Origin of the sequence: Natronorubrum sulfidifaciens JCM 14089, assembly GCF_000337735.1 — an archaeon.
Lineage (GTDB): Archaea > Halobacteriota > Halobacteria > Halobacteriales > Natrialbaceae > Natronorubrum > Natronorubrum sulfidifaciens.
In genome coordinates, this window is sequence record NZ_AOHX01000026.1 from 89,201 (window position 1) to 111,619 (window position 22,419).

The following is a 22,419-nucleotide window of genomic DNA, read 5'->3' on the forward strand; positions in this document are numbered from 1 at the left end:
TAAAGAAGAAACTGCAAACTGCTCGTAGATTGCTCAGAAGTGCCGGAATCGGGCCTTATTCGACCTGTCCAGCAGTGACCGTCGCCCGGATATTTCGAAGCGGCTTGATCGTCTCAACGCCGACGTTAACACGCGCTTCCATCGCGCTGATCGGCTCAACTTCGACGGTGTAACCAGTGATTGCGTTCAGCGAGAGGAGGTCCTTCAACTCGGACTTGATGTTGCCGCGTAGTGCGTTCCGTGCCGATTGCGTGTGCAACTCGCCAATGAACACGTCCGCGTTCTCGTTCGTGATGACGGCCACATAGTCCGTTACGAGACGAGCGATTCCCTGCTGCATCTCGAACTCCTCGTTGTTCTCTACCGACACGGTAGTCATGTCGTCCATGACGAGCGCACCAGCTCGCTCACTCTTGATGGGGTTAACACGCTGTTCGGACAGCGCTTCCATCTCTTCACGACTGAGTGAGTGATAGAGCGTTTCCTGACCCGAGAGGCGCTTTTTCATCGGGCTGGCACTCATCCCAAGGCCCGCCCGAAGACCGATGTAAGAGCCGATCATGCTCCGACCGTCGCCGTTCCGCATCGGATACTGGACTTGTATCCGAGACGAGTCGAACGGGTTCTCATAGCTGAACACGTCGTCGAGATACGGTGAAGCGCCAGCAATTGCGATAGCGAAGTCACCCTTCGACTCCATGTCCTTCACGACTCCGTGCAAGTAGTCCGAAGTGTCCGCGTTCTCGGAGAGAATGCCGATGAAATCGAGAATATCACCCTCTTCATCGACCAATGCATCGATCGCACTCTCGTAATCGAGCGCGACGTAATTCACCGTTCCCTCGATATTGCTCCCAGCATCGAGGTGATACGTGCCATCGACTGCGTTGACCAGTACCTCGTTTTCGGAAGGCGAGAGGTCTTCGGGAGCCTCGAGAACGACCGTCGTAGAGAGCGTGATTCCGCCCACGTTGAAGCTAATATCGTCGGCGTTCTCTGAGATTGGTGCAGAACTAAGTTCTCCAGTCGAACCCATCACGTCGTCTTCGACTTCGACCTCAGCAGGTGCAACCGCATAGACGGGAAACGCACCCTCGCTAAGCGCATCCGTCACGTTCGTCGCAAGGGGACTTCCGTTACCGAAAAGCGTCGCAGCAGTCGGTGCGTTCGTAATTCGGTGTACTTCGTTGGGTTGAGCGGTCCCTTCAGTGAAGTCGGCCTGTCCGATTAGACCTGCTTCGCCAGGAGACCCGACGTTCACGCCAACAGAACGGGAACTCTGAACGGTAAGCTGTACTCCAGGTAGTCGAGTGTTTCCAATAGTGACCATAGTAGAGAGAAAACTGAGAGAGGCGGCGCTTCCGCCTACGTAGACGTTACGTTGCGCTCGATAATCTCGAGGGTGTCAACGTCGTCGTTGGTGTATTCCTTCACGTAGCGGAATTTCACCGTCTGATCCGTCTCGAACCAGTTGGGTTCTTCAGTTGGAACGGATTGTGAGAGACCATCCCCGACCTGCCACTCGAACGTGTCCTCGTGGAATTTCGAAGGATGCATCTCGAACGGGAGAAACGTCTCGTGGACCATGTTCACAAGCTCGTCCCGCCCTTCCTCGCCCCAGTGAGGTTCATCGGCCATGCGGATCGGCTCGTCATCGTAGGTCTTCACCCACAGATCGAGACGCATCTCGAAGTACGCATTCAACACTTCCGAGACCGCGATACCGTTCTCATCACGCTTCACGCCAGCATACGGGATGTTCCCCTCGAGACGCTCGAGGCGACGAGTGGACCACGAAATGATGACACATGGTAGCTCCATGAACTCGCCACCGCCCTCAGTACGTACTGTAACGTCGTCGGGCAGCGACTCCTTGAGAACCGCGACCGTCCGTTGTACGGCCTCTTTCTCGTTCACTTCACACCTCGTCCAAATTCCGATCGGAGACTCTTCTCGATGTGTTTCGAGACAGTAGAATCCGCACTGTTCCGCATATAGTAGTGTGCCGCGTCCATGTAGCCGATACCGTCAAGGCCCTCGCGTTTGATCTTTTCTTGGAGGCGGAAGGCCCGATCGAGCAGAACAGGATCTACGTTTTCCAAGTCAACGTTAGTCGTCATCGAGTACTAGATTCGTTTCCGCAATGTAGGGGTTGAACCCCCACCGCGATTTCATCATCTTCAGCCGTCGCTCTGGCGGAGCCGGCTCGTCGTAGTGAGCGTTCATCTTCACCCCCTCAACCTCGTCCTCTTCGTCGATCGGAACGCGCATCGCGACCTCCTCGTACATCGAGACAGATTCCTCAACCTGATCGTAGTAGAGGCCGTCATACTCCAATTCCCACGACTCACCGTGAACCACCCCGTCAACGCCGCGCCGATCAGTGAACTCGAGTCTCATTAGTAGGGGATACCAAGGCGGTCCAATTCAGCCTTTGCTACGTCTGACGGTTCAAAGAGGTTCAGCCACGTCTCCATGAGGTACGGGTGAACCGTCGCGATCTGCTCGATGTTATTCGCGATGTACTTCCGGTCGTTCACTTCCGACACCTGCGTTCGCATAACCTGCGTCATGACCGCTGCTGTCTCGTGAACGTTCGTCGTCCCATAGCCGTCGTACAGCGCGGTGTGCCAACCAAGATCCTCGCTACCGGTTCCGCGCTCGAGACTGCGAGCATAGATGTGCGTGTAGAACGCCCGATTCAGCGCTTCGGCGTATGCCCGACGTGGACTCTCGCTCATGTCCGTGTTGAGGTACTGCTGTCCGTTCAGCGGTCCCTCGAACCCGGACGATACCGAGTTGTTGTACCAGAGATCGATCGTACCGTCGAAAAGGTTGCCGTCACCGTCCACTGAAATATATTCCTCGAACGGGACGCCCACCTCTCGGACTTGATACTGGTACTCGTCAGGTCCGACTTGGATCGGGGAGTTACTGACAACTTCGTACTGTGCCGGAAGCGGCTGATCGGTCCACATGATCTCAAGCGCGTCGCCTTCGTTGATCTGTGGATTGCTCGGGTTCAGCAGCTCCGTGGGATCGGGACTGCTCACCGAGTTGTTAGTCCCCGTGGGATCGAGCGTGTCCACGTAGCCGGGGACCTCGTTGACGATATGCTCCCACTCGACCGGCGTGTTCGTGTCCTCGTGAGAGTAGAGCGCGAATAGTTCGGGATTTCGGTGAAGCTGGTAGTCAGCAGTGTAGCCGTTCTCGTCAACGTCCCAATCCAGCAGGTTCCCGCGCTCGTAGTCAGCAAGCTGTGAGTGATGCTTGTCGTCGTTGTAGTCGAACCCGTTCGCGTTCAGCCACAAGTGCTGAAACTCGTGGTTGTACGTGTCGAGGTGTCGGTTCCGCTCGGCATCGATCCCGTCTCGCTCCACGAACGGCTGCATCGCGAGGTAGTTCTTCCCGTCAATACGGGCGTCACCTGCCTGACCGACATGACCGCGCTCTGTACGGTTCTCGGGAACCTGTGCGATTTGCTCGAGGCGCTCAACCGAGCGGAGCATGGAGCGCTGATCCTTCCCGGTCGTCACATAGTCGGTCAGCTCGTTGTTGATCGCTTCCCGATCCACGGCGGGGAGATCGGTGTATTCCAAACCCCGCCAGTGATCCACGTTCGTTGTCTTGACCGTGGTATCGAGCGACTCGAGGATGAGTGCAAGCTGATCGCCGGGAGCCAGATCATCCCACGGCTGTATAGCACCGAAGCGTAGGTCGCTTCCGCCATCGAATGGGATACGCTGTAACCGCCCGTCGATCTCCACGACCAAGTGGTCGGAGTACTTCGCTCGAACAACGCCGTCGAGGTACTCGTTCGCTCGTACATCGTACAGCTTGATCTGCTGTCCATAGAAGAACGAATCGAAGTCGGAAGCGGGGTCGTCCTGATTGACTGTCAGCCAGCTCTCGGGAACGTTCGCACTCCGCTGGTTGCCCGTTCCGCCACCACCACCTGGTCGAAGAACGGGTTTGTTTCCGAACCCACCGCTTGCCCCGAACTTCGTTGCTAACCAGAGGATCAATGGAGCGAGCGGGGGGCCACGAGCGCCGTAGACTGCACCGTGTTCAACAGGTGCAGCGTGGTCCGATGTATTCGCTAAAACGGCGATACGACCGCGTGGGTCGCTTTTCGTGTTCGACTCAAAACTACCGATCAGATCCCATTTCCAGATCGCATCGCGCTGTATGATCCGTGCCTCAGCAACGTCCTGCCCCTTCTCGACGAGTTCCCACGAACCATCGCGCATCCCGCCCTCGATCGAGGACTTGATGCGCCGCGAGAGGTTGCCGTCGTCTACTGAAACGTTTAGCTTGAGTCGCCTTCTGGCCATCAACCACCCCGCAAAAAGACCGCCTACTGCTCGATGAAGCGCTGTAACTGCCCCTCAATGTGGGTCCGATAGGGAACGATCGTCTCGAGTTCCCACAACTGCTTGTCGGCGTTCGGATTCTCGGGATACATCGGAAGGCCCCACTCGATAATGTCCTTCTCTTCGACGATTGCATCTCTGCGGAAGAAGATGTGAGGCTCCCAGTAGACGCGCTCACCATATCGTTCCTCGTACCGATCGGGACGTGCGCCACCAGGACTCTGACCAGGGAAGTACATCACAGCCAGCTCGTCGCCTACGTGGAACATCGTCTCCTCTTCCTTTCCGTAGGGATCTTCGAACCCGAGATCACGTTCTCGGTATACCGAAACGGATTCCCCAGAACGTTCGAAGATCAGATTGACTACCTTCAACCGTGCGTCAATGATCTTCGACATTGGATGCGCCTCGTAATACGGTTTCTTTATTCAGACCTGGCCGTGAATGAGTCTGGTTTAGAATAGTGTCTCTCAACCATGTACGCTGAACCAGTGAGTCCAGATAAGGATTTATTGTCATCTAATGAGATGTTCAACCCATGGTCTCACCAGATACCATTTTGATGTACGAAGAGGACCAGAGAAAACCATTGGATAGCAGCCGCGAACGCACCTTTCATCAGGGTTGGGAAGATGCGTTAGATGATGGTCCGTATACTGAGGGTACATTCAACAAGTTAAGCTGGCAAAACCTTGGGAACCGTTTTGGTTGTCTCTTCGGAGACGTTCCTGAGGAAATGCGTGATGAACTTATGTTCTGGGCCGAGCGACAACGTCGCCTCGATTAATTAGACGTAGCTACCAAACCCGCTCATGATATTTTCGCCCATGGGTATTGGTGAATATCTTGTCCTACTGTCTACCGTTGGTAGTTCTCACCGTAGGTTCGGTCAAGCCGCCGGACGTTCGAAATCCCCATACCGCTGTTAGCAGCCCGAAGGTTCCCGATGTGTGAATCAAGCTTCTCGTACCAGACACGGGTAATGTCGCGCACGGGGAGCTGATGGATCTTGATCGAGCCAATGTTGAAGTCCAAGCCCTCGAGTTCGCCAACGTGGATCTTACAGAACAGACAGACGGTCCAGAACAGTGCGCGTTGGGTGCTCGGGTGTTCTAAACTATAGAAGTCCGGTATCTCGAGGCCCGATTCCGCCCTCACTTCGTGCTTGCCGATCTGGACAAGCTCGAGCATCTCCTCATCCGAGATAATCCGGTCGCTGTACGCGGTCATCGAACGGACCTCGATGATAAGTTCTGTATCGCTGTGTGCCATAGTGTATCAACTGAAACGTAATCCACGCTATCGCTGACCGGCTCGAGTATCTCCGATCAGGCGAGGTCGGTCATGTTGAAGCGGACGCCAGCAAGTGGATCAGCGATGACCGCACCGTAGCGAACCGATCCGTAGCTGCCGAGGAGCTGTCCGGGGTCCCCAACGGGTCCGCCGTACTCGCCTTGCGTGAGCTGTACGGGGCGGGCCTCGTGGAAGTAGATCGGACGCTCTTCACCCGCAATGACGTGAACCTCGTCGTCGGTGAGCCACGCCGTTTGCATGATGTAGGTCCCATCGATCTGCATCGTGGTGTCCGGCAGCGCAGTCGAGACAAGGTTCTCAGCCTCGGGAATGAGATACTGTGCGTCGTAGGCTAACTCGTCAACGAAGGCGGAAGCGGCATCCGAAGACATGAGCGCGATAGTGGGACGTTTGCCGTGGTGACGAAGTTCCTTGTTAGCCTCGCGAATGTGTTCGGTGGCAGTGTGTCCCTGTTCGTCGTCGAAGAGGTGGCCAGTGTCCCCGAAGACATGGTTGTGCGAACGGTCGAACTCGTACCCACCGTAGTCTTCAGGATCAAACCAGAGGTTCGTGCCATCAGCCCATCCGTTTCGAACGATGTCGAACAGGACCTCGTGCTCCTTGCTGAGAGCGCCCTTAACGAGCGTCTCGAACTGGCGACGAACAATGTCCGCCGTGTTATCCTCGATGAACTCCTGGGAGAAACCGAGCGAACGCCCGTACTTCTTGACCGAGAAGGCCATCTCGGTGCTGTCGAGTCGCCCGGTGCGAGCGTGTTCACCCTCAGCGAGTTCTTCCCACGTCATGTCCCCGGTGTGGACACGGAAGGTTCGCTCAGTGACCGTCTGTGCCAGCAGTTCGCGGAAAGGCCGTTCCGCCTCGTTGAAAAGCTCGATCTCAGCAACGGCGTCCAAGAGAAGCTCGCTCAGTGGAACGTCGTCCTTGGTCGTGATTTCGCGATAGATAGATGCCATTTAGAAGATTCTAAGAAGTGTGATAGATCGCCAGATGGTCGTCAATCAGATCAGGCCGTAACGTCGGAAGCCCGGACACTCAATGAGATCCGGTCAGGGGTGAGCGCGGTTCCGACGATCTGAACAAGGTCGCCAGCGCCAGAGGGACGCTCTTGAGTGTATCCACCACCCGGTGCAAGATAGACTGGCTGACCAGGAACGAACTCCCAATCACCATCACCGTTCTCAACCTCGACGCCGTAAGCAATCGTGGACACCCGGTCGCGGTCAACGAGCGCACGGTTGGCCTCGATTACGAGCTTTACCTCGTCCTCCTGGTATTCACTAAGAGATGTCGCAGGAGTAAGCGCAGCACCGAGTGCCATCACCGTCGAGTCGGCGGAAGCGTCGGCCTGTACCATCTTACCATCGGCGTCGAGGCCGACGAGATCACCTTCAGCGATAATCTCGCCAGCGATAGCACCGTGGCGGTTGATAGGCTGTTCAGCACCAGCAGTCGCAATTCCAATGTCAACCATGATAGAGTAGAGTCAGCAGATTCGCGTTCAGAGTGAGATACCGCCAATGCTCTTCATACGGCTCTTCGCGGCTTCCTTTCGGTCCTCGAGTTTGTCAGCCGAGAACTTGGGCGACTTCTGTGGTTTGTCAGCGAACACAGACTCGTCACCCTCCTTGCACTCACCGTCTTCTTCACATTCTTGCGGCGTCGTGCAGTTCTCACACGTCTCCGAGAAATCAGCAGCGGCCTCGTCAGCACGGCCTGCCATCTCGACGAGTTCACCCATCGAGAACCGCTCAGCAAGAAGCTCCTCGTCGATATTCGTGACCTCCGACGCCTTCGTCGAGAAATAGCTCGCAGCGACCTCGAGATCACCCTCGAGTTCCTCGAGCTTCGCGGAGTACTCGGCAGCATTTCCAGCCTGTTCCTCGAGATCCTCGAGTTCTTCGACGTTGCTCTCGTGTGCTTCCATGACCTGCGAGAACGTCTCTCGAAGGTCTGCTTCGCTCATCTCCTCGATCGGAGTCTCAAGTTCGATCTTCTTCATAGATAGATTAGATGTCAGTAAATTGTGCCCGGCTCACACCCTCGATCTTGAGGTGTGATACCGGCTCAGTGGTGGCTTCCGCATCATCTTCGCTGAACACACCAGCTTCTCGGGCCGCTTTCGCGAAGCGTGGTGAGAGGCCACCATCGCTGCCATAGCCTGCAGGGAACGGTGTCAATGAGAACTCGGCAATGGTTGCGTCAACGAACTCGGGTTCACCCGAATCGTTACGCTCCACCCTGAAATCGTTCCCAAACCCGACAGAGCCGTCATTGATAGCCGGTGGATCATGCGTGAAATCCGAGATCACGTCAGACCGGACGCTGTTGCCCGTGTTCGGAACGTGAGCCAGAATACGGAGAAAGTCATCTGCGAACCGGACATCCTTGACATGGCCGACGTTTGCGAGTTGGCCCTGCGAATGGTCTAACTGCAAGGGAGCAGGTCCTGAAAAGTTGCCTGCGACTCGAGTCAGAAACTCGTCGGTGATACGAAAGCCTTTGCGTAGACCTGGCTCCATCGCCGCGAAAATCACGTCAATAGAACCGTCCTCGTACTTCTTGACACCGTACTGGTTGAACCCTTCCGGGCGCGTGAGAGTGTCCGGGTACGAGAACGAGACGCTAAACGCCAACTCCTCGTCGATCGATAGTTGATTGCTCATTTCATCAGGTAGTTAGATCTTCAGAAGGCCACCGAGTCGGTCGAAGAACGCTACAACCGCTGCACCGACTGTGAACAACCCACCCGAGAGGATAACCGTGTGCCGGTCTACCCTGCTCTCGAGTTTGTTGATTCGCTCATCGCGCTTTTCTGACTCTGCTACGTACTGCTCGCGCAGATCCTCGAGACTTTCTTCGATATGTCTCGTGCGCTCCTCGGTTCGGGCCGTATTCTGAAGGATCTCGTAGATCACATCGTCATCGGCTTCCATTGCTCATCACTCGTTAGCTACGTCACGCTGGTTGCGTCCACCACTCGAGTCCCTCTCGGGGTTCTGTCGCGACTTCACCTCGCCACCAGCGGATTCTGCCCCGCTACCCGTGTCAGTTGGTCGGCCACCAGCCGGGTTCTGAATCGCGTCACCGGCTCCTCGAAGCTCCTGCAAGAGGCCGACGATCTCAGCCAATTCGCTTTCATCGGGTAGCTCTGTCTCGGGGTCGATACCAACGCGCTGTGCGAAGGCCTCGCGAGTGAGGAACCCTTCATTGAAGAGCTTGATCGCGGCATCGATCTCGAGGCGACCTTCATCCGACGAGTGCTCGCCAAACTCAAAGTCGGGCGGAAGCTCCGTGTAATCTTCCGGGTTCGGGTGTCCGAGAATCGAGACGAAGATTTGGTAGCGAATCGCGTTTTTGATGATCGAACGGTAGCGCTGAATCCGCCGATCGAACTTCGGCATGACCGCAATGGACGTGTTCCGATTCACGTCCACGTCCATGTTCAGCAAGAACGCAGGAACTCCAAGCCCGGCAGCAATCCGCTTCTGAAGGTGTGCAAACGTACTGTCGAGATTCAACATCCCTGCCGACGATGACGTACTCGAGGTCCCGACGACTTCGTGTTCAACGTCGCTTCCGACCGCAATCATTGACTCCGGCTCGATCGCCTCAACAGTATCCAACCAGGCCTCGATCTGCTCGTCGTTCCACGGGCGCTCTTCGGTTCCGCACTTCCAAATCACGGGCGGATACGCCTTCGTGGAGATGAACCGTGCCAGGTCGATCTCCATGTCGCGAAGGAAGTTTGCCTGCTCTTCGATCCGCTCAATGAGTGAGTGGCCGAAGTCCTCGCCTGGGTGCTTGTGAAACGTGAGAACGGCAATATCGTAAGGGTTGAACTGTATGTCGTCACCACCGTCCTCGCGTTCCATCAAGTACTCCTCGACAACTCCAAACTCGTCGGTCTGGATCTTCATCCGCTCCGTCGGGAGCAGTTTCGGCTTGAAAACGTCATCCTCGACAACGATCTCGAGGAAGGCCGTTCCGTCCACGAGAGCGTGCCAGACCCATTCGTAGAGAACCGTCTCGAACTCGGACGTCTCGATGAGTTGCTTGAACTGAGCGATGTCCTCGTCGGTCTGTTCCTGGTCCGTGAACGGGATATTCGCCGGGTGGATAGAGAAGCCTGATCCAACGAGATAGTCAACGAGCGTATCGATGGACTCCCCGACGTGAGGGTCCATATCCGCGATAACGCGATACCGTTCAATGTTCTGCTCCGGCGGTTCGCTGACTTCAGGTCGGCCACTCGTACCTGAAGGCCGCTTGATTACCGCACGCGGCTGCTCGAGCATGAAGCCGATCCGCCCGTCAGCGGCCCGCTTCATCATGGCCGCCTTTACATCACTCATTTAGAAGCTAGAGATTAGGTTGGAGAACGTCGTCGTGCGTATCTCGGCGTGTATGTTCTTCGTCCGTTCCGCCCAACAGACCGTGCCCCAAACGAAACGGTTGCTGCTCTCGTTGGTGGCTCAACGGGTTCTGGTTCCTGTTCGACTCCGGCAGGAAGCGCTTCTGAAGGTCCCACTTCTTCGGGTTCACGTACCGCCATGCGACGTGACGGCTGGACACTCAATCCTGGCGGAAAGGCCCCAAGGACGGTTGCCATCGCAATGTCATCCTTCCCGCTCGAGGAGGTGTCTTTCCCCGAATACTTCGGCTTCGCGCCATCGTAGGGTTGCTCCTTGACGATCGACGCGAGCTGATCGTACATCTCGTCGTCTTTCGCCAGCGTCACGCGGTCATTTCGCAGGGCAGCGTTCATGTCGCCCATCATCTCGTTGACCGCATCCTTATCGGAGAAATTGAACCCGATCACACCACGACCGAGCTTATCCTCGATGATTCGTTGGAACGTCTCACCGGGACCAGTCTTGTCGAGGATCACGTAGTCAACTTCCATCTGTGCGTGGATCTGTGCGAAACGGTGAGCGACGTGAACAGCGTTGCCCCGGTCGGGGTTCTGTATGCCCGCTTCCGCCAACACATCGTTGTTCACTACCTCGAAGTAGCGCATATCGCGCTTCTCACCGAGATGATCGAAGACAGTGACAACGGTATCGTCGTGGTCGATGCCGATATCCACGCCCATCGTTCTCATGACACCGGGCTGTTTCCGTAAGTACTGGCCGTACTGGTAGTCAGGACGTTGTGAGCGCTCCTGTGCCCGAACGATCGACTGCTCGTTGAAGAACCGATAGCTGTCATCGATCGGCCTACACAGGTACTCCTGTGCGAACCCTTGCGGGTCTTTGACCCGATCCTCTTCGACCTTCTCAATGTTCAGATCAGGCCGAACCGGAACCACGTCCTGCTCGAGCAGGCTTACCTCTACGTCGATCTCGTCGGCGTTCGCGAAACTTGGTTGCTGAATCGAGATCGTCCCGATCTTGTTGCCGTCCTCGTCGTAGCCCGTTTCCGTTCCACGGGCATGGTTCCGCATGAAGAGATCGTTCTTCGACAGTGGCGTCGAAACCTCGACCATCAGGCCCTGAGAACCAAGCGAAACGAACGGTGAGAACGCTCGAGAGGTCGCCTCCTGGTCCTCAAGGAACGCCATCTCATCGATGAAAACCGTCTTCGCGGAATCGTCACCACGAGCACCTTCCGGGTTGCCCGTGTATGCCTTGTAGCGCGTTCCATTCCACAGAACGATTTCCGACTGTGTAGGCGTCTTCGCGAACGGAATTTCGATCTTGGCGTTCTCGAAGAGGGTCTTCAGGTCACGAATACGTGCCTGTGCCTGCTCTTCCTTGCTCGAGACGATTGGGAAAAACGAGTTCCCGTTCATCATGCCGTCGAGCGCCTCACAGACGATGATAATGAACGAGACGCCGATCCGCCGCCCTTTGTAGATGTTCAGCGTCGATGCATCGCCGTAAAAGTAGGCGTGCATGATCTTCGGCTGGTAAGGCCGAAAGAGCTTGAGATCCCGAATCTCGCCGGTATCGAGGTCTTTGACACGAAAGAGATCCTCGGCAATCCGATCGGGCCTTCCGCGCCACCGATCGATGATCTCGGACTCATCAACACCAGCTTGTTCTGCGAACTGGGCGACGAGTTCATTCATTGTCGTTCAACGAAATGATGTCCTTACTATCTGCGCGAATCCAGCACGTGTCTCGATCGTATCCGTTACCGTCCCATCGAATAATCAGACCAGACCTCTTGCCACCTCGAGTGAGATTGTACTTAGAAACGTTCTCGGGCTTGTTGACTCCCTCACCAGGACCAGCTCGAGAATAGCTCGTAGAATCACTCATCGTCGCTTCGCATCACATCGTCAATCACGTAGACCGTGAGATAGCCCATGTTCGGGAACGTTTCAATTCCGCCATCAGGATACGTTACCTGCCATTCTGAGCGGAACACGCCCGCCCTGTCGGTATCTCCTGGCTGCCACTCGTAGATGACAACACCAACCTCGTCAGGGTCTGTGCCCGCAGAATCTCTGATGAGAAGGTTGCCGTCTCGATCTCGCATTCGGAACTCGATAAAGGCGTCCTCGAGCGGAATAGCGACACCAGAACGATCCCTCAACGTAGCCCTGATCGCAGGTGCGGTGTCCCCCTGTCTAATGATGAACGTCTCCATTCTCAACTGTCTCACTCGGTCGTCTCCGCTAGAGTTCGATTCCCGACTATCGTGTGCTATCTCCACAAATGCTGCAAACCAGTATCCAGAATCGCGTTATATCTATTGGAGATAGCTAGTATACCGACGTATGTTGAACAAACGTTAATATACACTAACGGCTTCCATCACTTGGGGCCGAAAGCGCGTTTTGCCCAACTCGCCTGCCGACGGCCCCAATCACTTACTCTTCGAACGCTTCAGGATCGTAGCTATCTCGCTCGCTGACGAGGTTGCCCATCACACCGACAATATCGTCCATCAGTTCGCTCGCAGATTCGACCTGCTCACCCTTCATCTTCTGCTTGCGGGTAATGCCGAGCGAGTCCTTGATCTTCTGAATGAGACGGACTTGTGAGGCCATCGCCTCATTCAGCGAATTAGGTAGCTCCTCAGTCTCGACGAGAGTCCCATCGGGAAGGTAGACGCCCTTCTCGCGAATCTCGCCGTGACGCAAGATGTAGTCCTTGCCTCGAGCTTCCCTGACGATCTCGATCGCAAGCGTGTGGAAGTCATGGGCGGCAGATGGATCGCTCTCGAGGTCGATGTCGTAAGCTTTCGGCCACGAAAGGACCCAATCGTAGAGTTCCTCTTCGCGCTCGCTCATCGTCTCGCGCAAGTGCTCGTCAGTAGCGTACATTCCGTGTTTCAGATTCGCCAGCTTGTCCAGATTCTCGAGCCTCGGTACGTTCTTTCCACCGTGATGCTTACAACGCCCGTTCCGCTCAACGTTCTGTGAAACACAGTAGCGTTGAGGCCCGTTGTAGTCCTCAGGCTGCTTCGGAATCTTGGCCAGGCAGAACTTGTCTTCGAAGGAGATGTATGGATGATCGTACTCAACCTGCATCTCACGAAGCTCCGCTTCCGTTTTGCCGGTCACTTCGTTCGATGCCATCTATAAGAGCCACCAGTAATTTTATTGCAGAACTTGCCTATTGTTATGACTATGAGAAGGCCAAAGTCAATTCTAAAATACTTCTTCGGTTCTGCCAGAGGAAACTGGCGAAACATGATACGAGCAGGGAATAACAACGACTTGTGGGGAACCGTCGGTGGTGCTATCGTTGGAGGTATTCTCGGGAGTTTCGCACTTCCAGTGGTGGGAACTCTGCTCGGCCTGTTTATTGGAGGTTTACTTGGTTCGTCGTTTAATTACGCACGTAGTGGTGCGCGAAAGTAGTTGGATGAATTACACAAATCCAGATTATTGAGTACGAATCACTCAGTATGTTTTTCTTGAGCGGAAGCCTCGCCCATTCTTCTGAAGCCTGCCCATCACAATCTGTGGCTGAAAAGGTAGAAAAGTGGCAGCCACAAGATAGAGAGAAACTCGAGGAAGCTGTGAAAAGTGGGGGAACCTTCCGCCACCAGATTGTGGCGGCAGTTCATCGGTTTTTCCCTAATTCGATTTCCTCACTAAGAGTAATAGACGAGGGTATATATAGGGGGTAGAGGTTATGCCAGAAACTGAATCAGTGGATTCGGGAACTACGTGTGCGTATCGGCCACTGGAGGTGTAGAATTATACGATATGAAGAGCTTCTTACTGCCAATTGCTAAGTGTGTTGGATATCTAACTGACACCAGATGGTTCCGGTTCGAGAGACTATTGAGGACATACTCAGATCACATGGTTTTGTAGCTACGCTTATTGGTGGGATCATCACCATATCCGTATTCACATCTGCCTATTTTCTACCAGTTCCATTTGCTAGTACGGTCCCCATTGTCGGAGCGGGGTTCACTCTCTTAACCGGAACTGCCAGTATTTATTTAAATCATAAAATAAAGCGACGAGAACGCGATAATGAGAGATTCGGTGAGGCGGCGAAAGCGGTCGAACAGGAACGTGTGCGCGAAGAACGGGACAGAGCAAAGGCGGATCTCCGTGAGTACCAGCGGATAACGCGCATCCTCGAAGACCGCGAGGTAGATTTAGCGACGCTCATTGACAATCAGACTGAGTCAAGTCAGATTGCACTCCTTGTATTCCGCGATCAACAAGCTCCAGAAGGCCACGATTTCTACCAAACCGAGAGCGAAGATGACCAGAACAAGTTCATCCGGTACCGTACAATGGATGAGTACGATGGGAAGACAATTTCCTCATTCACATGGATGTTGCCGCCGAGTGTCGTTGTCGAAGAAAATCTTGAAAATGCGAATCGTGACGAGTTGGAGGAGTGGTTCCGTGAGAACGTTTACGACTACTACGGCGATGAGGAGTTTCAAGCGAACGTTCTCTTGATGGGGTTGATGGACGTGAGTTCCATCTTCTCCATCACGAAAGAGGAAACGAAGCTTGGAAAGTTTGCTGAGAATCTAATTGAATATGACGATGAGTTCTCGGAGGAAGACTTCTACGAAGCCTTGGCCGAGGAGCGCGTGAACATGCTAGAGGAGGTAAAATCTGGCCGACTTGTATTCTTCCTGCCTGATAGTCTAGACAAAGACACTGTAGATAGAATTCGAGACCAAAGCGAAGTTGTCAAATCAGAGTTGACTGAGGGCAGACTACGAGAGATAGCCGACGAGGATAGTATCAAACCGCTAAGTAAAGGATTCAAGAAAATTGGTATTCCACAACCGAAGAAACTGGCTGGTGAAGTAGTGAAGGAAGCACAGATGTGGGAAGAGAAAATTAACGAAGCCTGAGTTATGTCCATAACCACAGTTGATAGATTTACGGTCTGTACTCGTCGTGAATTTCACGCCTAATTCTCAGTAGGATGCCTATCTATGGTACACAATTGCTTATTATACTCTCTGATTTCTGAAAAATTTCTGAGCAACTCACCTCCCCCTCGCACCCGCACTTGCGAGCCTGACGGTGTGCCAACCCACCCGTGCATAATGCGCCCGCTCGAGTGCCCGCCCGCTTCCGCACACCCGCCCGTGGCAACGCGCCCACGTCGCGCTCGAGCGCACCCGCGCCTGCGTAGCGCTGCCGATCGCGAACTCGAGGCAACCACTCAGTGATGCACGCAGTGGTAGCACCGAAACAGTTATTGCTGAGATAACTGCGGGTAATCGTCCAAAGGCCCACAAATCCGATTCCCACTAATCGGCGGAAAACGGCGGAGAAAGCAGGTCTAGCCGCCCGTTTTCGAGCAGCGCGTCAGAGGCAGCAAATCGGCTATTTGTGGCCAGTGGTATCTGACCAGCGGTAATTCGAGTGTCTCGACACAGTGAGAACCACATTATTGGCGGAACGGCCTTATTTTCGGTCAATCGTGCTACTGATCACAGGCCGTTGGCAATTCGCTGCCCTCAAGCCTCGAGACCCTCGAAAACCAGCGATACGTGGCTAATCGGTAGCTTTATTATCTCCTCGGTTATCCGCTCTGGTAGCGATCTCGGGTCGGCTCGAACCGGCTCGGGTCGCCGTGGCCGTTTGTCGCCACGCAAGCCATGACCGAACGCGGGAATTGGGCGACCGCTCGAGAAAGCGTGTGTGTCCCTGGAGGGGCCACGCGCCGAAGTCGCGCCAACACGCCATAATCGCGGCTCCTACGGAGCCGTGGGTCAGAGACGCCTCTCACGAGGCCTGCGAAGTGTCGAAGCGTTCGCGAGCTGCAGCTCTACCGAGCTGCGTGTAAGCCCCCCGGCCTTGCAGGACCCTCCGGGTCCTGAAGTCAAGTCGTCGAGCGCCACCCAACCACCTTCGGTGGTACTAGCAGACGACGTGAGCCGCGATCCCATAGGGATCGGGACTCGAAGACGCGAGCTACCGGGACCTTCGAAGAAGGTGAACCCTCACGACAGGATCGTGGGACCAATATCCGTAGCGGTGGAGGCCTTCGGCCTACACGGTGCAGCTCAAGACCGCTCCACCCCTCCGGGGTGCGACGTCGCTCAAGCGAATCTGAGCAACCACGGGCAACAGCGAAGCTGTTCAGCGATTCCGTTCCCCCTTCGGGGAGAGCGCCGCAAGATCAGGAACGAGTCCTGTGGACTCGGTAACGAACGAGATACGAGCGAAGCGGCCCCTTCGGGGGCTTCCGACAAGGTGCAGCGTGCCGGATATGCCACACTCCCCTTGGGGAGTGCCCGGCGAAGGCCATCGAAGCCGGACACCGGAAGGTGTCACCTGACCGGATGCGGAAGCCACCACCTTCGGTGGCACAGTAAATCGAATCAACGCAACCCTCCGGGTTGCAGACCTTCGGGTCACAGACCGGCGTGGCAGCGACTCGCCTTACGGCGACCGTTCGCTACCCGGTCGGCCCCCTACCAGTTCCTCTGGTAGGTGACGAGCGAAGCGGTTCCCCTTCGGGGAAAACTACGGTGAGAACAAATGGCAATTGAATCCATCCCCACCTTCGGTGGTAACGACGACGAGAACACCAGCGAGAACACCAACGTTGTTGGTGAAACTGTGCAGACCCTCGAGCTGACCGAAGGTCAGATCGAGACGTACACCGAATACGAGGCCTTCGTGGACATGGGCCGCTACGTGGCGAAGCTGCGAGAACACGATGACGGCGACGATCTCGAGGCACTCTTCGAGTGGATCGTCGAGAAGAAAGACTCACTCCGTGAGGAGTGCAAGGAACTGCCCGGAAACTTGCCCATGTTCCGATCGGCCTTCCCGGTCGAAGACAGGATGGGTGACAACTACTACGTTCTTCCTACGGAAGAGGCTGCGAAAGTCGGCATTGACTACCAGGACGAGGACCACCTGCTCTTTCCCATCTCCGATGGGAAGAAGTGGCGACCAGCAGTCAGCCTTGGACGGCCAACATACGTTGACGACGACTGGCAGCCAGAACACGGCGATGAGCAGACCGTCGAAGACGGAAGCACCGAGGGCAACGATACCAGCGGAGCTGTGTCGAGCTTCGACATTAGCAACCTGACGGTTGCCGACATTCGAGCGACAGTGAGCAACGTCGAAGACGACGAAACCCTCGAAGCGATGCTTGAGGCTGAGAAATCGGGCAAAGCCCGAAAGACGGCGATTGAAGCCCTCGAGATGCGAATCCGTGCCCTCAGCAGCGCTGAGGATGAGAGCGAAGATGAGTCCGACGAACCGGAACGGTTCGAAGGCACGGAAACGACCGAAGGGGTCAGCGAAGCTGTGGCACAGCTCAATGGCAGCGACGACGCGACGGAAGCGGGCAGCGAAAACGACGAAACCAGCGAAGCTGAAAGCGAAGACGCGAACGACGAAGTGGCAGCCGCAAAGGTCGAGGCACTGAACGCAGCCACTGAAGCGATCACGGAACTCACTGAAGCGATCAAAAACCTGTAGGCTGTAGGAATCTCTTAGAAGGAAAAGCTTATCGAGTTTGACCCCGACGCTAACGGGGCAGTCGAAGACTGGCTCAGTCTGAAAATGTCATGAAACGCAGCCAGCACCGCATATCAAACATATGGCATACCAATTTACCGACCAGGAAACGGGACAGACAAAGATCGGCGGTCGCCCCAGCTACCACGAAAGAGCGATGGGTGAAGCCATCGACGCGAGACTTCACGGTGAGATCGAAGAGTGGGACCCCGAGGAAACAGGTGGTGAGCTTCCATGAAGCCACAGTACCTCGAAGAACTGTTCGACGACACCGACTGCATCACGATTCCTGGCGGCTACCAGGTTCCCACACTTCGGAAGAATCCGCTTTCAGCAGCGTTCGACGTTCCCCCTCGAGAAACCGTGATTAGCGATCTACTCGCTACCTATCCTGACTACGAATACGAGCAAATCGCCTTCATGGTGGCCGCGATCTACGGAAACTTCGACCGTGATGAAGTTGAGTTCGTAGACCGGATGGAGAACGAATCGATTCTCGTAGCACCAAGTGACCTTGGAGTCATCACGAATTAGAACGACTGTAAGAATCCCTTCCAAAGAAAGCACGACGACTAATTAGATCCATGTACCTCGAAATCACAGCGCCAGCCGTTTGCATCGAATACGAAAACAACGCTCGAGTCACCGTTCACGGTGAAGTGAGCAAAGAAGTGGACGTGGAAATGCCGAACCCGAACCTCGATTACTACCTCATCTCCGATGAGTGGTTGATCGATCACAGCCGAGTGACGATAGACGGTCGTACATGGGAACTTGATCTCAGCGAAGCCGAGATCACGCTCGAGTTGACGATCGACGAAGTTCGCGAATCAGCAAAGCTGCGAGCTGCCGAGGATTACGTGACGGAAGAGGTGATCCTCGAAGAGTGGGCCGGGTTCCGCCACGCACCGAAGGCCGTTCAGAACGCATGGAACGAAACGGTCTACGGTGAACCCACTCCTTCGGTGTGAAGCGATCATTCCCCATCTCGATGCACTATTTCCCTAACGCTTGGTAGCGACGGAAGCCACGAGGGTTCGATTCCCTCTTACGGGATTTCGGGCTTCAATTGCCCGAACCAGCGGTTAGAGGTTTTCACCCGCTTCGCTTTCAGCGAATGCGGTGGTAACTATGAGTGCCGTACAACAGTACAACGAAGAGCATCAGCTCCCCCGTGACGTAACGAAGTACCGCCACACAGACCACTCGTACAATCGTTTCAGGGACACTCGCCGGATGGTTCACGATGGGATCATCCGCGAAGCGATCGAAAAGGGCGAACTCAAGCCGGATGATAAGCGCGACGGCTACATGAAGTTCAAACTCGAGTGGTCCACCTTCCAGTACGAAATCGTGGTTCCGACGGAACCCGAGAGTGATGGGATCTACCCGATCGTCACGATCTACCACAACTTCACGGGACTGAGCCGTAATAACTGACCGGTAAGAAAGGTTTCCTAAGAAAGCATAGAGCAATGACACAGACTTGTCGAAAGCACGGTATGGAGATGATTCGAGTGTATAATCCGGGGACTGGAAGATACCGAGTCGTCTGTCCTCGATGTGAACTGGAACGCGAAGCGTCCCTGTTCTGTATTACGATATAGGAATCTCTAACTAAGAATCGCTTCCGACAGAGCTATTACGCCACGACCAGACTCTAACAGGGAGTTGGTCGGTTGGCTTCATCCAACCATGAAACACACGACAGCAGTACCAACTAACTTCAAACTGACCGAACGACAGGTAGCAGAACGGATCGGCAAGCAGTACCTCGAGTACGATGCCGAACTCACCGACGAGATTCGTGAAGCGGTGGATGTCATCGTCGCGATAAACGATGTCCTGTGGTCGAAGCTCAACGTCGAGCTTCAGGGCAACATCACGATTACACCCATCGATCCGTATGAGAGCTACGAGGAGATGTGCCAGGACATAGAGGAGAACAACCACTTAGCTGTATTCAGTGGCGGAACGCACCCCACTTACTACGGCAGCAACATGGCGATCTGCCGTGAAGAGAATATCCGAGGAAGAGCGATTCACGACTACTTTGGCCACTATCTGAACGGGGTAGACTTCTCGTTCAGAGGAGAGTTCATGAAGTGGCACTTCCAGAAGCGCTACTATCCAGAACACAGCCACCGGCTACTCTTCAGCGAGGTCGTAGGCCAGACCGGAGCAGCGTATTATCTCGAGGGCGGCTTCGACGACCCTGCTTTCGAGCAGAAACCGATCATGGCTCCCCAGGAGTGGATCGATCTGTGCTACGACCACCTTGATGTGGAGGTGAGCCGATGAGCCAATCTTCTGACGACAGAACAGTCGTCTATGAGCCGATTTTAACCCGTTCCACGAAGGTCCGGTTCTACATCCCGACCGAAAAGGACGGAGCCGATGAAGTCATAGACGAGGTGATCCGACGACTGTCTCACCTATTCGGTGGAGCGACACAGCTCCCAGCTCGGGGCGCTTACGTAATGAACGACGGCGAACTGTGCCTCGAGAGCGTGACTCTCGTCGAGTCCTTCGCAGTCGAGATGGACACAGCGGAGTTGACTCGACTGGCGCTTCAGATCAAAGAATCGCTCGACGAAGAGGCTGTAGCGTTCGAAACTGAAGAGATTGAGTCTGCTTTCATCTAACGCGATTATCGGCGAATCGCCACATCAACCTTATCTGAACCGCAGAGCGGGCAATGTTGATACGCGTCACTCTGCCCGATCTGAGTCGCTTCAACATCAATTTTCCCACTACAGCCACGGCAAGTGATTCGTGCTTTGTTTTGTGCTCCGATCATATTCACTACTACGAGAAAGATCGCCTTGAATTTATTGTACTAGTTGACCTGATTACATTCGGTGAGAAAACACCTCTAAACCACCAATAAAGAGTCTCTTCTAAGAAGCGTATGGCGACTTGGTAGCTTGTCGAGGTTCAATTCCTCGATCGCCGTTTGGCTGGCATCCACAACTGCCACGAACTGCATCATGAAGTCCTACATTCTCTCCTTTCAGAATGGGATCGAGCGCGAAACCAGCATCACGTACTTCATCGAGAAGGCGCTCGAGGACCCGGAAGCGATGGTGATCGATCCTGAAACTGGCATGGAGGTATCGGAGCCTCCAGTCACCGATGAGAGCGCCGAAGAGGTGATCGCCTAATGGCTTCGGCGCAGCAGCGGGGTCACAACCCGTCTCGTCCCAGTGAGGTCACGGTTCGCGACAGGCGGTCAAAGTACAGTGCTGTGACCCCGGAGAAGCTCAAGAAGCTCTACCCAACCGAAGACTGGTATCGTCGCTATCGGAAAGCCGTCTATCACTAATAGACGTCTATTTCTGTCGTCTCGAAGCGTTACAACAGTGATTCGCGCCACTGTCGAGGCCTTCGGGCACTGAGAACACACCAGCCCGACCGAGCGGTAACACGGAGATTCTACCATGAGCACCAACAGTGATTACAGCATCCAGTTCAGCGGTCTCACCAATGCGGATACCATCGACATGGAATCGAGGCTCATGTCGAAATACGGTCTCGATGAGCAACCTGAATATTCCCTCTCGAGTGCGATACAGGAACTCGATCCCGTCGAAGTTGCCCCACTCTACGTGGGCAACCCATACGATGCGGAAGGCGAGCCGATCCCGATCAGCTTCTCAAACGCGACGATCAATCCAGATACAGCTATCGAGTTAGCTCGACGGTCTATGTCAGGTGAAGAGCTGACCGAAGAGGATGGCGACCTGATGAGCTACGCCACACACTCGGATGGATACGCAGCGGTTCCTCACTTCGATTTCTTCTTCCCGCTCGCGAAAGCGCTACTCGACGCCGACATTCGAGACGTAGCCGGAGAGTTCCGTATCTACGATAACGGCGCTCAGGTGCATGGTGAAGTCATGTTCCAAGACGCCGAATCGCAGTTGAATCTCGAGGGAGATCGTGAACCCCTATTCGTTGGCCTCTCAGTCGGCAACTCCTACGATGGCAGTTGCTCGATGTACGCGATGGGGTACGCAATGGATACGTACTGCAAGAACAGTATGCGGAACCTCACCGCTCGTAAGAGTCGCAAGCACATCGGGGAACCCGATGAAGTCGCAGAGTGGTGGGAAGAGATACTGCTCCAGATGACCGCTATCCGTGACGTTCTCGGTGAGATTATCGAGGAAGCGCTCGAGATCGAGATCGACTTCCTGAACCAGCCTTACGACGTGGAAGAGTTCTACGAGTATCTCGGGCTTCCGGGCTACCTCGCTCGAGCAGCAGCGACGACGGCACGGAACCGCTCGCCACGAGAAGGCGGTACTCGAACGGTACTCAACCTATGGACGTTATACTCCGGTATCACATCGGCACTCACTCACGACTTCAACGGAACGTCAGAAGTCGGCTCGATTGAGACCTACAGCCAACTCGCGAAAGAACTGCTGTTCAACCCGCAGAAAGCGATCGGTGACGTGAAAGCGGCATATGAGCGTGAACAGCGCCGTGACGATGCCGTCGATGAACGAACGATCGAGCAGAATCTCGCCATGATCGAGAACTACGAGATCACGCTCGAGGATCGCAAAGACGAGTTCGAACAGTTCGAAGAGTACATGGACAGTCTCCTGACCGCTAACTGATTGCTATGACACCTCATGCGTACTGTCAAGTACACAATTACAGTGGAAACGACCGACGGCGAAAACATCTATCTCCCACCATATCGGTTTGAACCCGACGCTAAGCTCGCTGCCAGCCAACTAATCGAGATTCCAGAGGTTGAGCGCGCAGTTGTTCGTGAGATCGTGATCGAGCAAT

27 protein-coding genes are annotated in these 22,419 nt (G+C 54.9%); 11 read left to right on the plus strand and 16 right to left on the minus strand.

Annotation, left to right across the window (positions count from 1 at the left end; translation table 11 throughout):
• Positions 1-55: 55 nt before the first annotated feature.
• From C495_RS03515 to C495_RS03540, 6 genes are all read right to left on the minus strand, one after another.
• Positions 56-1,114 carry a hypothetical protein gene (locus C495_RS03515; protein ID WP_049890126.1) on the minus strand — a complete coding sequence of 353 codons (1,059 nt, stop codon included), beginning with the start codon at positions 1,112-1,114 and terminating at the stop codon, positions 56-58.
• A 251-nt stretch (positions 1,115-1,365) separates the two neighbouring features.
• Entirely contained in the window at positions 1,366-1,917 is a 552-nt protein-coding gene (locus tag C495_RS03520) for a hypothetical protein (RefSeq protein ID WP_008160079.1), read from the minus strand.
• On the minus strand, positions 1,914-2,120 hold the full coding sequence (locus C495_RS03525; RefSeq protein ID WP_008160081.1) for a hypothetical protein: 207 nt from the start codon (positions 2,118-2,120) through the stop codon (positions 1,914-1,916). The genes C495_RS03520 and C495_RS03525 overlap by 4 nt, the downstream gene beginning before the upstream one ends.
• Positions 2,110-2,400, minus strand: coding sequence for a hypothetical protein (locus tag C495_RS03530; protein ID WP_008160083.1), 291 nt, complete (start codon positions 2,398-2,400; stop codon positions 2,110-2,112). The genes C495_RS03525 and C495_RS03530 overlap by 11 nt, the downstream gene beginning before the upstream one ends.
• Complete coding sequence (locus C495_RS03535; RefSeq protein ID WP_049890127.1) at positions 2,400-4,334, minus strand: hypothetical protein; 1,935 nt, start codon at positions 4,332-4,334, stop codon at positions 2,400-2,402. Before C495_RS03535 ends, C495_RS03530 begins: the two co-directional genes overlap by 1 nt.
• Positions 4,335-4,357: 23 nt before the next feature.
• Positions 4,358-4,771: a hypothetical protein gene (locus C495_RS03540; RefSeq protein WP_008160087.1), complete on the minus strand. Its 414-nt coding sequence runs from the start codon at positions 4,769-4,771 to the stop codon at positions 4,358-4,360.
• A 140-nt stretch (positions 4,772-4,911) separates the two neighbouring features.
• Here C495_RS03540 and C495_RS17530 point away from each other — a divergent pair, with 140 nt between their 5' ends.
• Positions 4,912-5,160 (plus strand): hypothetical protein, encoded by a 249-nt coding sequence (locus tag C495_RS17530; RefSeq protein ID WP_008160090.1) that lies wholly within the window; start codon positions 4,912-4,914, stop codon positions 5,158-5,160.
• A 71-nt stretch (positions 5,161-5,231) separates the two neighbouring features.
• On the opposite strand, the gene C495_RS03545 is transcribed toward C495_RS17530, so the two are convergent.
• From C495_RS03545 to C495_RS03590, 10 genes are all read right to left on the minus strand, one after another.
• Entirely contained in the window at positions 5,232-5,603 is a 372-nt protein-coding gene (locus tag C495_RS03545; protein ID WP_241430577.1) for a hypothetical protein, read from the minus strand.
• Positions 5,604-5,701: 98 nt separating this feature from the next.
• On the minus strand, positions 5,702-6,640 hold the full coding sequence (locus C495_RS03550) for a phage major capsid protein (protein ID WP_008160096.1): 939 nt from the start codon (positions 6,638-6,640) through the stop codon (positions 5,702-5,704).
• A 50-nt stretch (positions 6,641-6,690) separates the two neighbouring features.
• Positions 6,691-7,158, minus strand: a complete 468-nt coding sequence (locus C495_RS03555) for a capsid cement protein (protein WP_008160098.1) — start codon at positions 7,156-7,158, stop codon at positions 6,691-6,693.
• Positions 7,159-7,185: 27 nt separating this feature from the next.
• Entirely contained in the window at positions 7,186-7,650 is a 465-nt protein-coding gene (locus tag C495_RS03560) for a hypothetical protein (protein ID WP_241430578.1), read from the minus strand.
• A gap of 43 nt (positions 7,651-7,693) precedes the next feature.
• Positions 7,694-8,350, minus strand: a complete 657-nt coding sequence (locus C495_RS03565) for a hypothetical protein (RefSeq protein ID WP_008160101.1) — start codon at positions 8,348-8,350, stop codon at positions 7,694-7,696.
• A gap of 12 nt (positions 8,351-8,362) precedes the next feature.
• The gene (locus C495_RS03570) at positions 8,363-8,620 is read right to left on the minus strand and encodes a hypothetical protein (RefSeq protein ID WP_008160102.1); all 258 of its coding nucleotides are present in this window, start codon (positions 8,618-8,620) and stop codon (positions 8,363-8,365) included.
• A 6-nt stretch (positions 8,621-8,626) separates the two neighbouring features.
• Positions 8,627-10,039 carry a phage portal protein gene (locus C495_RS03575; protein ID WP_241430579.1) on the minus strand — a complete coding sequence of 471 codons (1,413 nt, stop codon included), beginning with the start codon at positions 10,037-10,039 and terminating at the stop codon, positions 8,627-8,629.
• A gap of 14 nt (positions 10,040-10,053) precedes the next feature.
• Positions 10,054-11,757 carry a terminase large subunit domain-containing protein gene (locus C495_RS03580; RefSeq protein ID WP_008160104.1) on the minus strand — a complete coding sequence of 568 codons (1,704 nt, stop codon included), beginning with the start codon at positions 11,755-11,757 and terminating at the stop codon, positions 10,054-10,056.
• A gap of 185 nt (positions 11,758-11,942) precedes the next feature.
• Positions 11,943-12,281 (minus strand): hypothetical protein, encoded by a 339-nt coding sequence (locus tag C495_RS03585; protein ID WP_008160105.1) that lies wholly within the window; start codon positions 12,279-12,281, stop codon positions 11,943-11,945.
• 223 nt (positions 12,282-12,504) lie between these two features.
• Positions 12,505-13,215 carry a hypothetical protein gene (locus C495_RS03590; protein ID WP_008160108.1) on the minus strand — a complete coding sequence of 237 codons (711 nt, stop codon included), beginning with the start codon at positions 13,213-13,215 and terminating at the stop codon, positions 12,505-12,507.
• A gap of 692 nt (positions 13,216-13,907) precedes the next feature.
• Between C495_RS03590 and C495_RS03595 the strand changes: the two genes are divergently transcribed.
• The 10 genes from C495_RS03595 (at position 13,908) to C495_RS03630 (ending at position 22,241) form a co-directional block, all read left to right on the plus strand.
• Entirely contained in the window at positions 13,908-14,975 is a 1,068-nt protein-coding gene (locus tag C495_RS03595) for a hypothetical protein (protein WP_152418851.1), read from the plus strand.
• A gap of 1,642 nt (positions 14,976-16,617) precedes the next feature.
• Positions 16,618-17,574 carry a hypothetical protein gene (locus C495_RS03600; RefSeq protein WP_008160111.1) on the plus strand — a complete coding sequence of 319 codons (957 nt, stop codon included), beginning with the start codon at positions 16,618-16,620 and terminating at the stop codon, positions 17,572-17,574.
• Positions 17,575-17,695: 121 nt separating this feature from the next.
• Complete coding sequence (locus C495_RS17820; RefSeq protein ID WP_008160114.1) at positions 17,696-17,851, plus strand: hypothetical protein; 156 nt, start codon at positions 17,696-17,698, stop codon at positions 17,849-17,851.
• A complete protein-coding gene (locus C495_RS03605) occupies positions 17,848-18,147 on the plus strand; it encodes a hypothetical protein (RefSeq protein ID WP_008160115.1) in 300 nt (99 codons plus the stop codon). The genes C495_RS17820 and C495_RS03605 overlap by 4 nt, the downstream gene beginning before the upstream one ends.
• A gap of 50 nt (positions 18,148-18,197) precedes the next feature.
• Positions 18,198-18,584 (plus strand): hypothetical protein, encoded by a 387-nt coding sequence (locus C495_RS03610; RefSeq protein WP_008160117.1) that lies wholly within the window; start codon positions 18,198-18,200, stop codon positions 18,582-18,584.
• A gap of 160 nt (positions 18,585-18,744) precedes the next feature.
• Positions 18,745-19,053: a hypothetical protein gene (locus tag C495_RS03615; protein ID WP_152418852.1), complete on the plus strand. Its 309-nt coding sequence runs from the start codon at positions 18,745-18,747 to the stop codon at positions 19,051-19,053.
• Positions 19,054-19,308: 255 nt separating this feature from the next.
• The gene (locus C495_RS03620) at positions 19,309-19,914 is read left to right on the plus strand and encodes a hypothetical protein (RefSeq protein WP_008160121.1); all 606 of its coding nucleotides are present in this window, start codon (positions 19,309-19,311) and stop codon (positions 19,912-19,914) included.
• Positions 19,911-20,258, plus strand: a complete 348-nt coding sequence (locus C495_RS03625) for a hypothetical protein (RefSeq protein WP_049890128.1) — start codon at positions 19,911-19,913, stop codon at positions 20,256-20,258. The genes C495_RS03620 and C495_RS03625 overlap by 4 nt, the downstream gene beginning before the upstream one ends.
• Positions 20,259-20,603: 345 nt before the next feature.
• Positions 20,604-20,777: a hypothetical protein gene (locus C495_RS17825; RefSeq protein WP_008160123.1), complete on the plus strand. Its 174-nt coding sequence runs from the start codon at positions 20,604-20,606 to the stop codon at positions 20,775-20,777.
• A gap of 276 nt (positions 20,778-21,053) precedes the next feature.
• Complete coding sequence (locus C495_RS03630; protein WP_241430580.1) at positions 21,054-22,241, plus strand: hypothetical protein; 1,188 nt, start codon at positions 21,054-21,056, stop codon at positions 22,239-22,241.
• Positions 22,242-22,419 lie beyond the last annotated feature (178 nt).

Bases quoted from the DNA above. Each gene is read 5' to 3' on its own strand.
- C495_RS03630 (WP_241430580.1), top strand. From the start codon at position 21,054: ATGAGCACCAACAGTGATTACAGCATCCAGTTCAGCGGTCTCACCAAT.
- C495_RS17820 (WP_008160114.1), top strand. From the start codon at position 17,696: ATGGCATACCAATTTACCGACCAGGAAACGGGACAGACAAAGATCGGC.
- C495_RS03585 (WP_008160105.1), bottom strand. From the start codon at position 12,281: ATGGAGACGTTCATCATTAGACAGGGGGACACCGCACCTGCGATCAGG.
- C495_RS03580 (WP_008160104.1), bottom strand. From the start codon at position 11,757: ATGAATGAACTCGTCGCCCAGTTCGCAGAACAAGCTGGTGTTGATGAG.
- C495_RS03595 (WP_152418851.1), top strand. From the start codon at position 13,908: ATGGTTCCGGTTCGAGAGACTATTGAGGACATACTCAGATCACATGGT.
- C495_RS03575 (WP_241430579.1), bottom strand. From the start codon at position 10,039: ATGAGTGATGTAAAGGCGGCCATGATGAAGCGGGCCGCTGACGGGCGG.
- C495_RS17825 (WP_008160123.1), top strand. From the start codon at position 20,604: ATGAAGTCCTACATTCTCTCCTTTCAGAATGGGATCGAGCGCGAAACC.
- C495_RS17530 (WP_008160090.1), top strand. From the start codon at position 4,912: ATGGTCTCACCAGATACCATTTTGATGTACGAAGAGGACCAGAGAAAA.
- C495_RS03525 (WP_008160081.1), bottom strand. From the start codon at position 2,120: ATGACGACTAACGTTGACTTGGAAAACGTAGATCCTGTTCTGCTCGAT.
- C495_RS03625 (WP_049890128.1), top strand. From the start codon at position 19,911: ATGAGCCAATCTTCTGACGACAGAACAGTCGTCTATGAGCCGATTTTA.
- C495_RS03560 (WP_241430578.1), bottom strand. From the start codon at position 7,650: ATGAGCGAAGCAGACCTTCGAGAGACGTTCTCGCAGGTCATGGAAGCA.
- C495_RS03590 (WP_008160108.1), bottom strand. From the start codon at position 13,215: ATGGCATCGAACGAAGTGACCGGCAAAACGGAAGCGGAGCTTCGTGAG.
- C495_RS03565 (WP_008160101.1), bottom strand. From the start codon at position 8,350: ATGAGCAATCAACTATCGATCGACGAGGAGTTGGCGTTTAGCGTCTCG.
- C495_RS03540 (WP_008160087.1), bottom strand. From the start codon at position 4,771: ATGTCGAAGATCATTGACGCACGGTTGAAGGTAGTCAATCTGATCTTC.
- C495_RS03600 (WP_008160111.1), top strand. From the start codon at position 16,618: ATGGCAATTGAATCCATCCCCACCTTCGGTGGTAACGACGACGAGAAC.
- C495_RS03555 (WP_008160098.1), bottom strand. From the start codon at position 7,158: ATGGTTGACATTGGAATTGCGACTGCTGGTGCTGAACAGCCTATCAAC.
- C495_RS03530 (WP_008160083.1), bottom strand. From the start codon at position 2,400: ATGAGACTCGAGTTCACTGATCGGCGCGGCGTTGACGGGGTGGTTCAC.
- C495_RS03620 (WP_008160121.1), top strand. From the start codon at position 19,309: ATGAAACACACGACAGCAGTACCAACTAACTTCAAACTGACCGAACGA.
- C495_RS03570 (WP_008160102.1), bottom strand. From the start codon at position 8,620: ATGGAAGCCGATGACGATGTGATCTACGAGATCCTTCAGAATACGGCC.
- C495_RS03610 (WP_008160117.1), top strand. From the start codon at position 18,198: ATGTACCTCGAAATCACAGCGCCAGCCGTTTGCATCGAATACGAAAAC.
- C495_RS03545 (WP_241430577.1), bottom strand. From the start codon at position 5,603: ATGACCGCGTACAGCGACCGGATTATCTCGGATGAGGAGATGCTCGAG.
- C495_RS03535 (WP_049890127.1), bottom strand. From the start codon at position 4,334: ATGGCCAGAAGGCGACTCAAGCTAAACGTTTCAGTAGACGACGGCAAC.
- C495_RS03615 (WP_152418852.1), top strand. From the start codon at position 18,745: ATGAGTGCCGTACAACAGTACAACGAAGAGCATCAGCTCCCCCGTGAC.
- C495_RS03605 (WP_008160115.1), top strand. From the start codon at position 17,848: ATGAAGCCACAGTACCTCGAAGAACTGTTCGACGACACCGACTGCATC.
- C495_RS03550 (WP_008160096.1), bottom strand. From the start codon at position 6,640: ATGGCATCTATCTATCGCGAAATCACGACCAAGGACGACGTTCCACTG.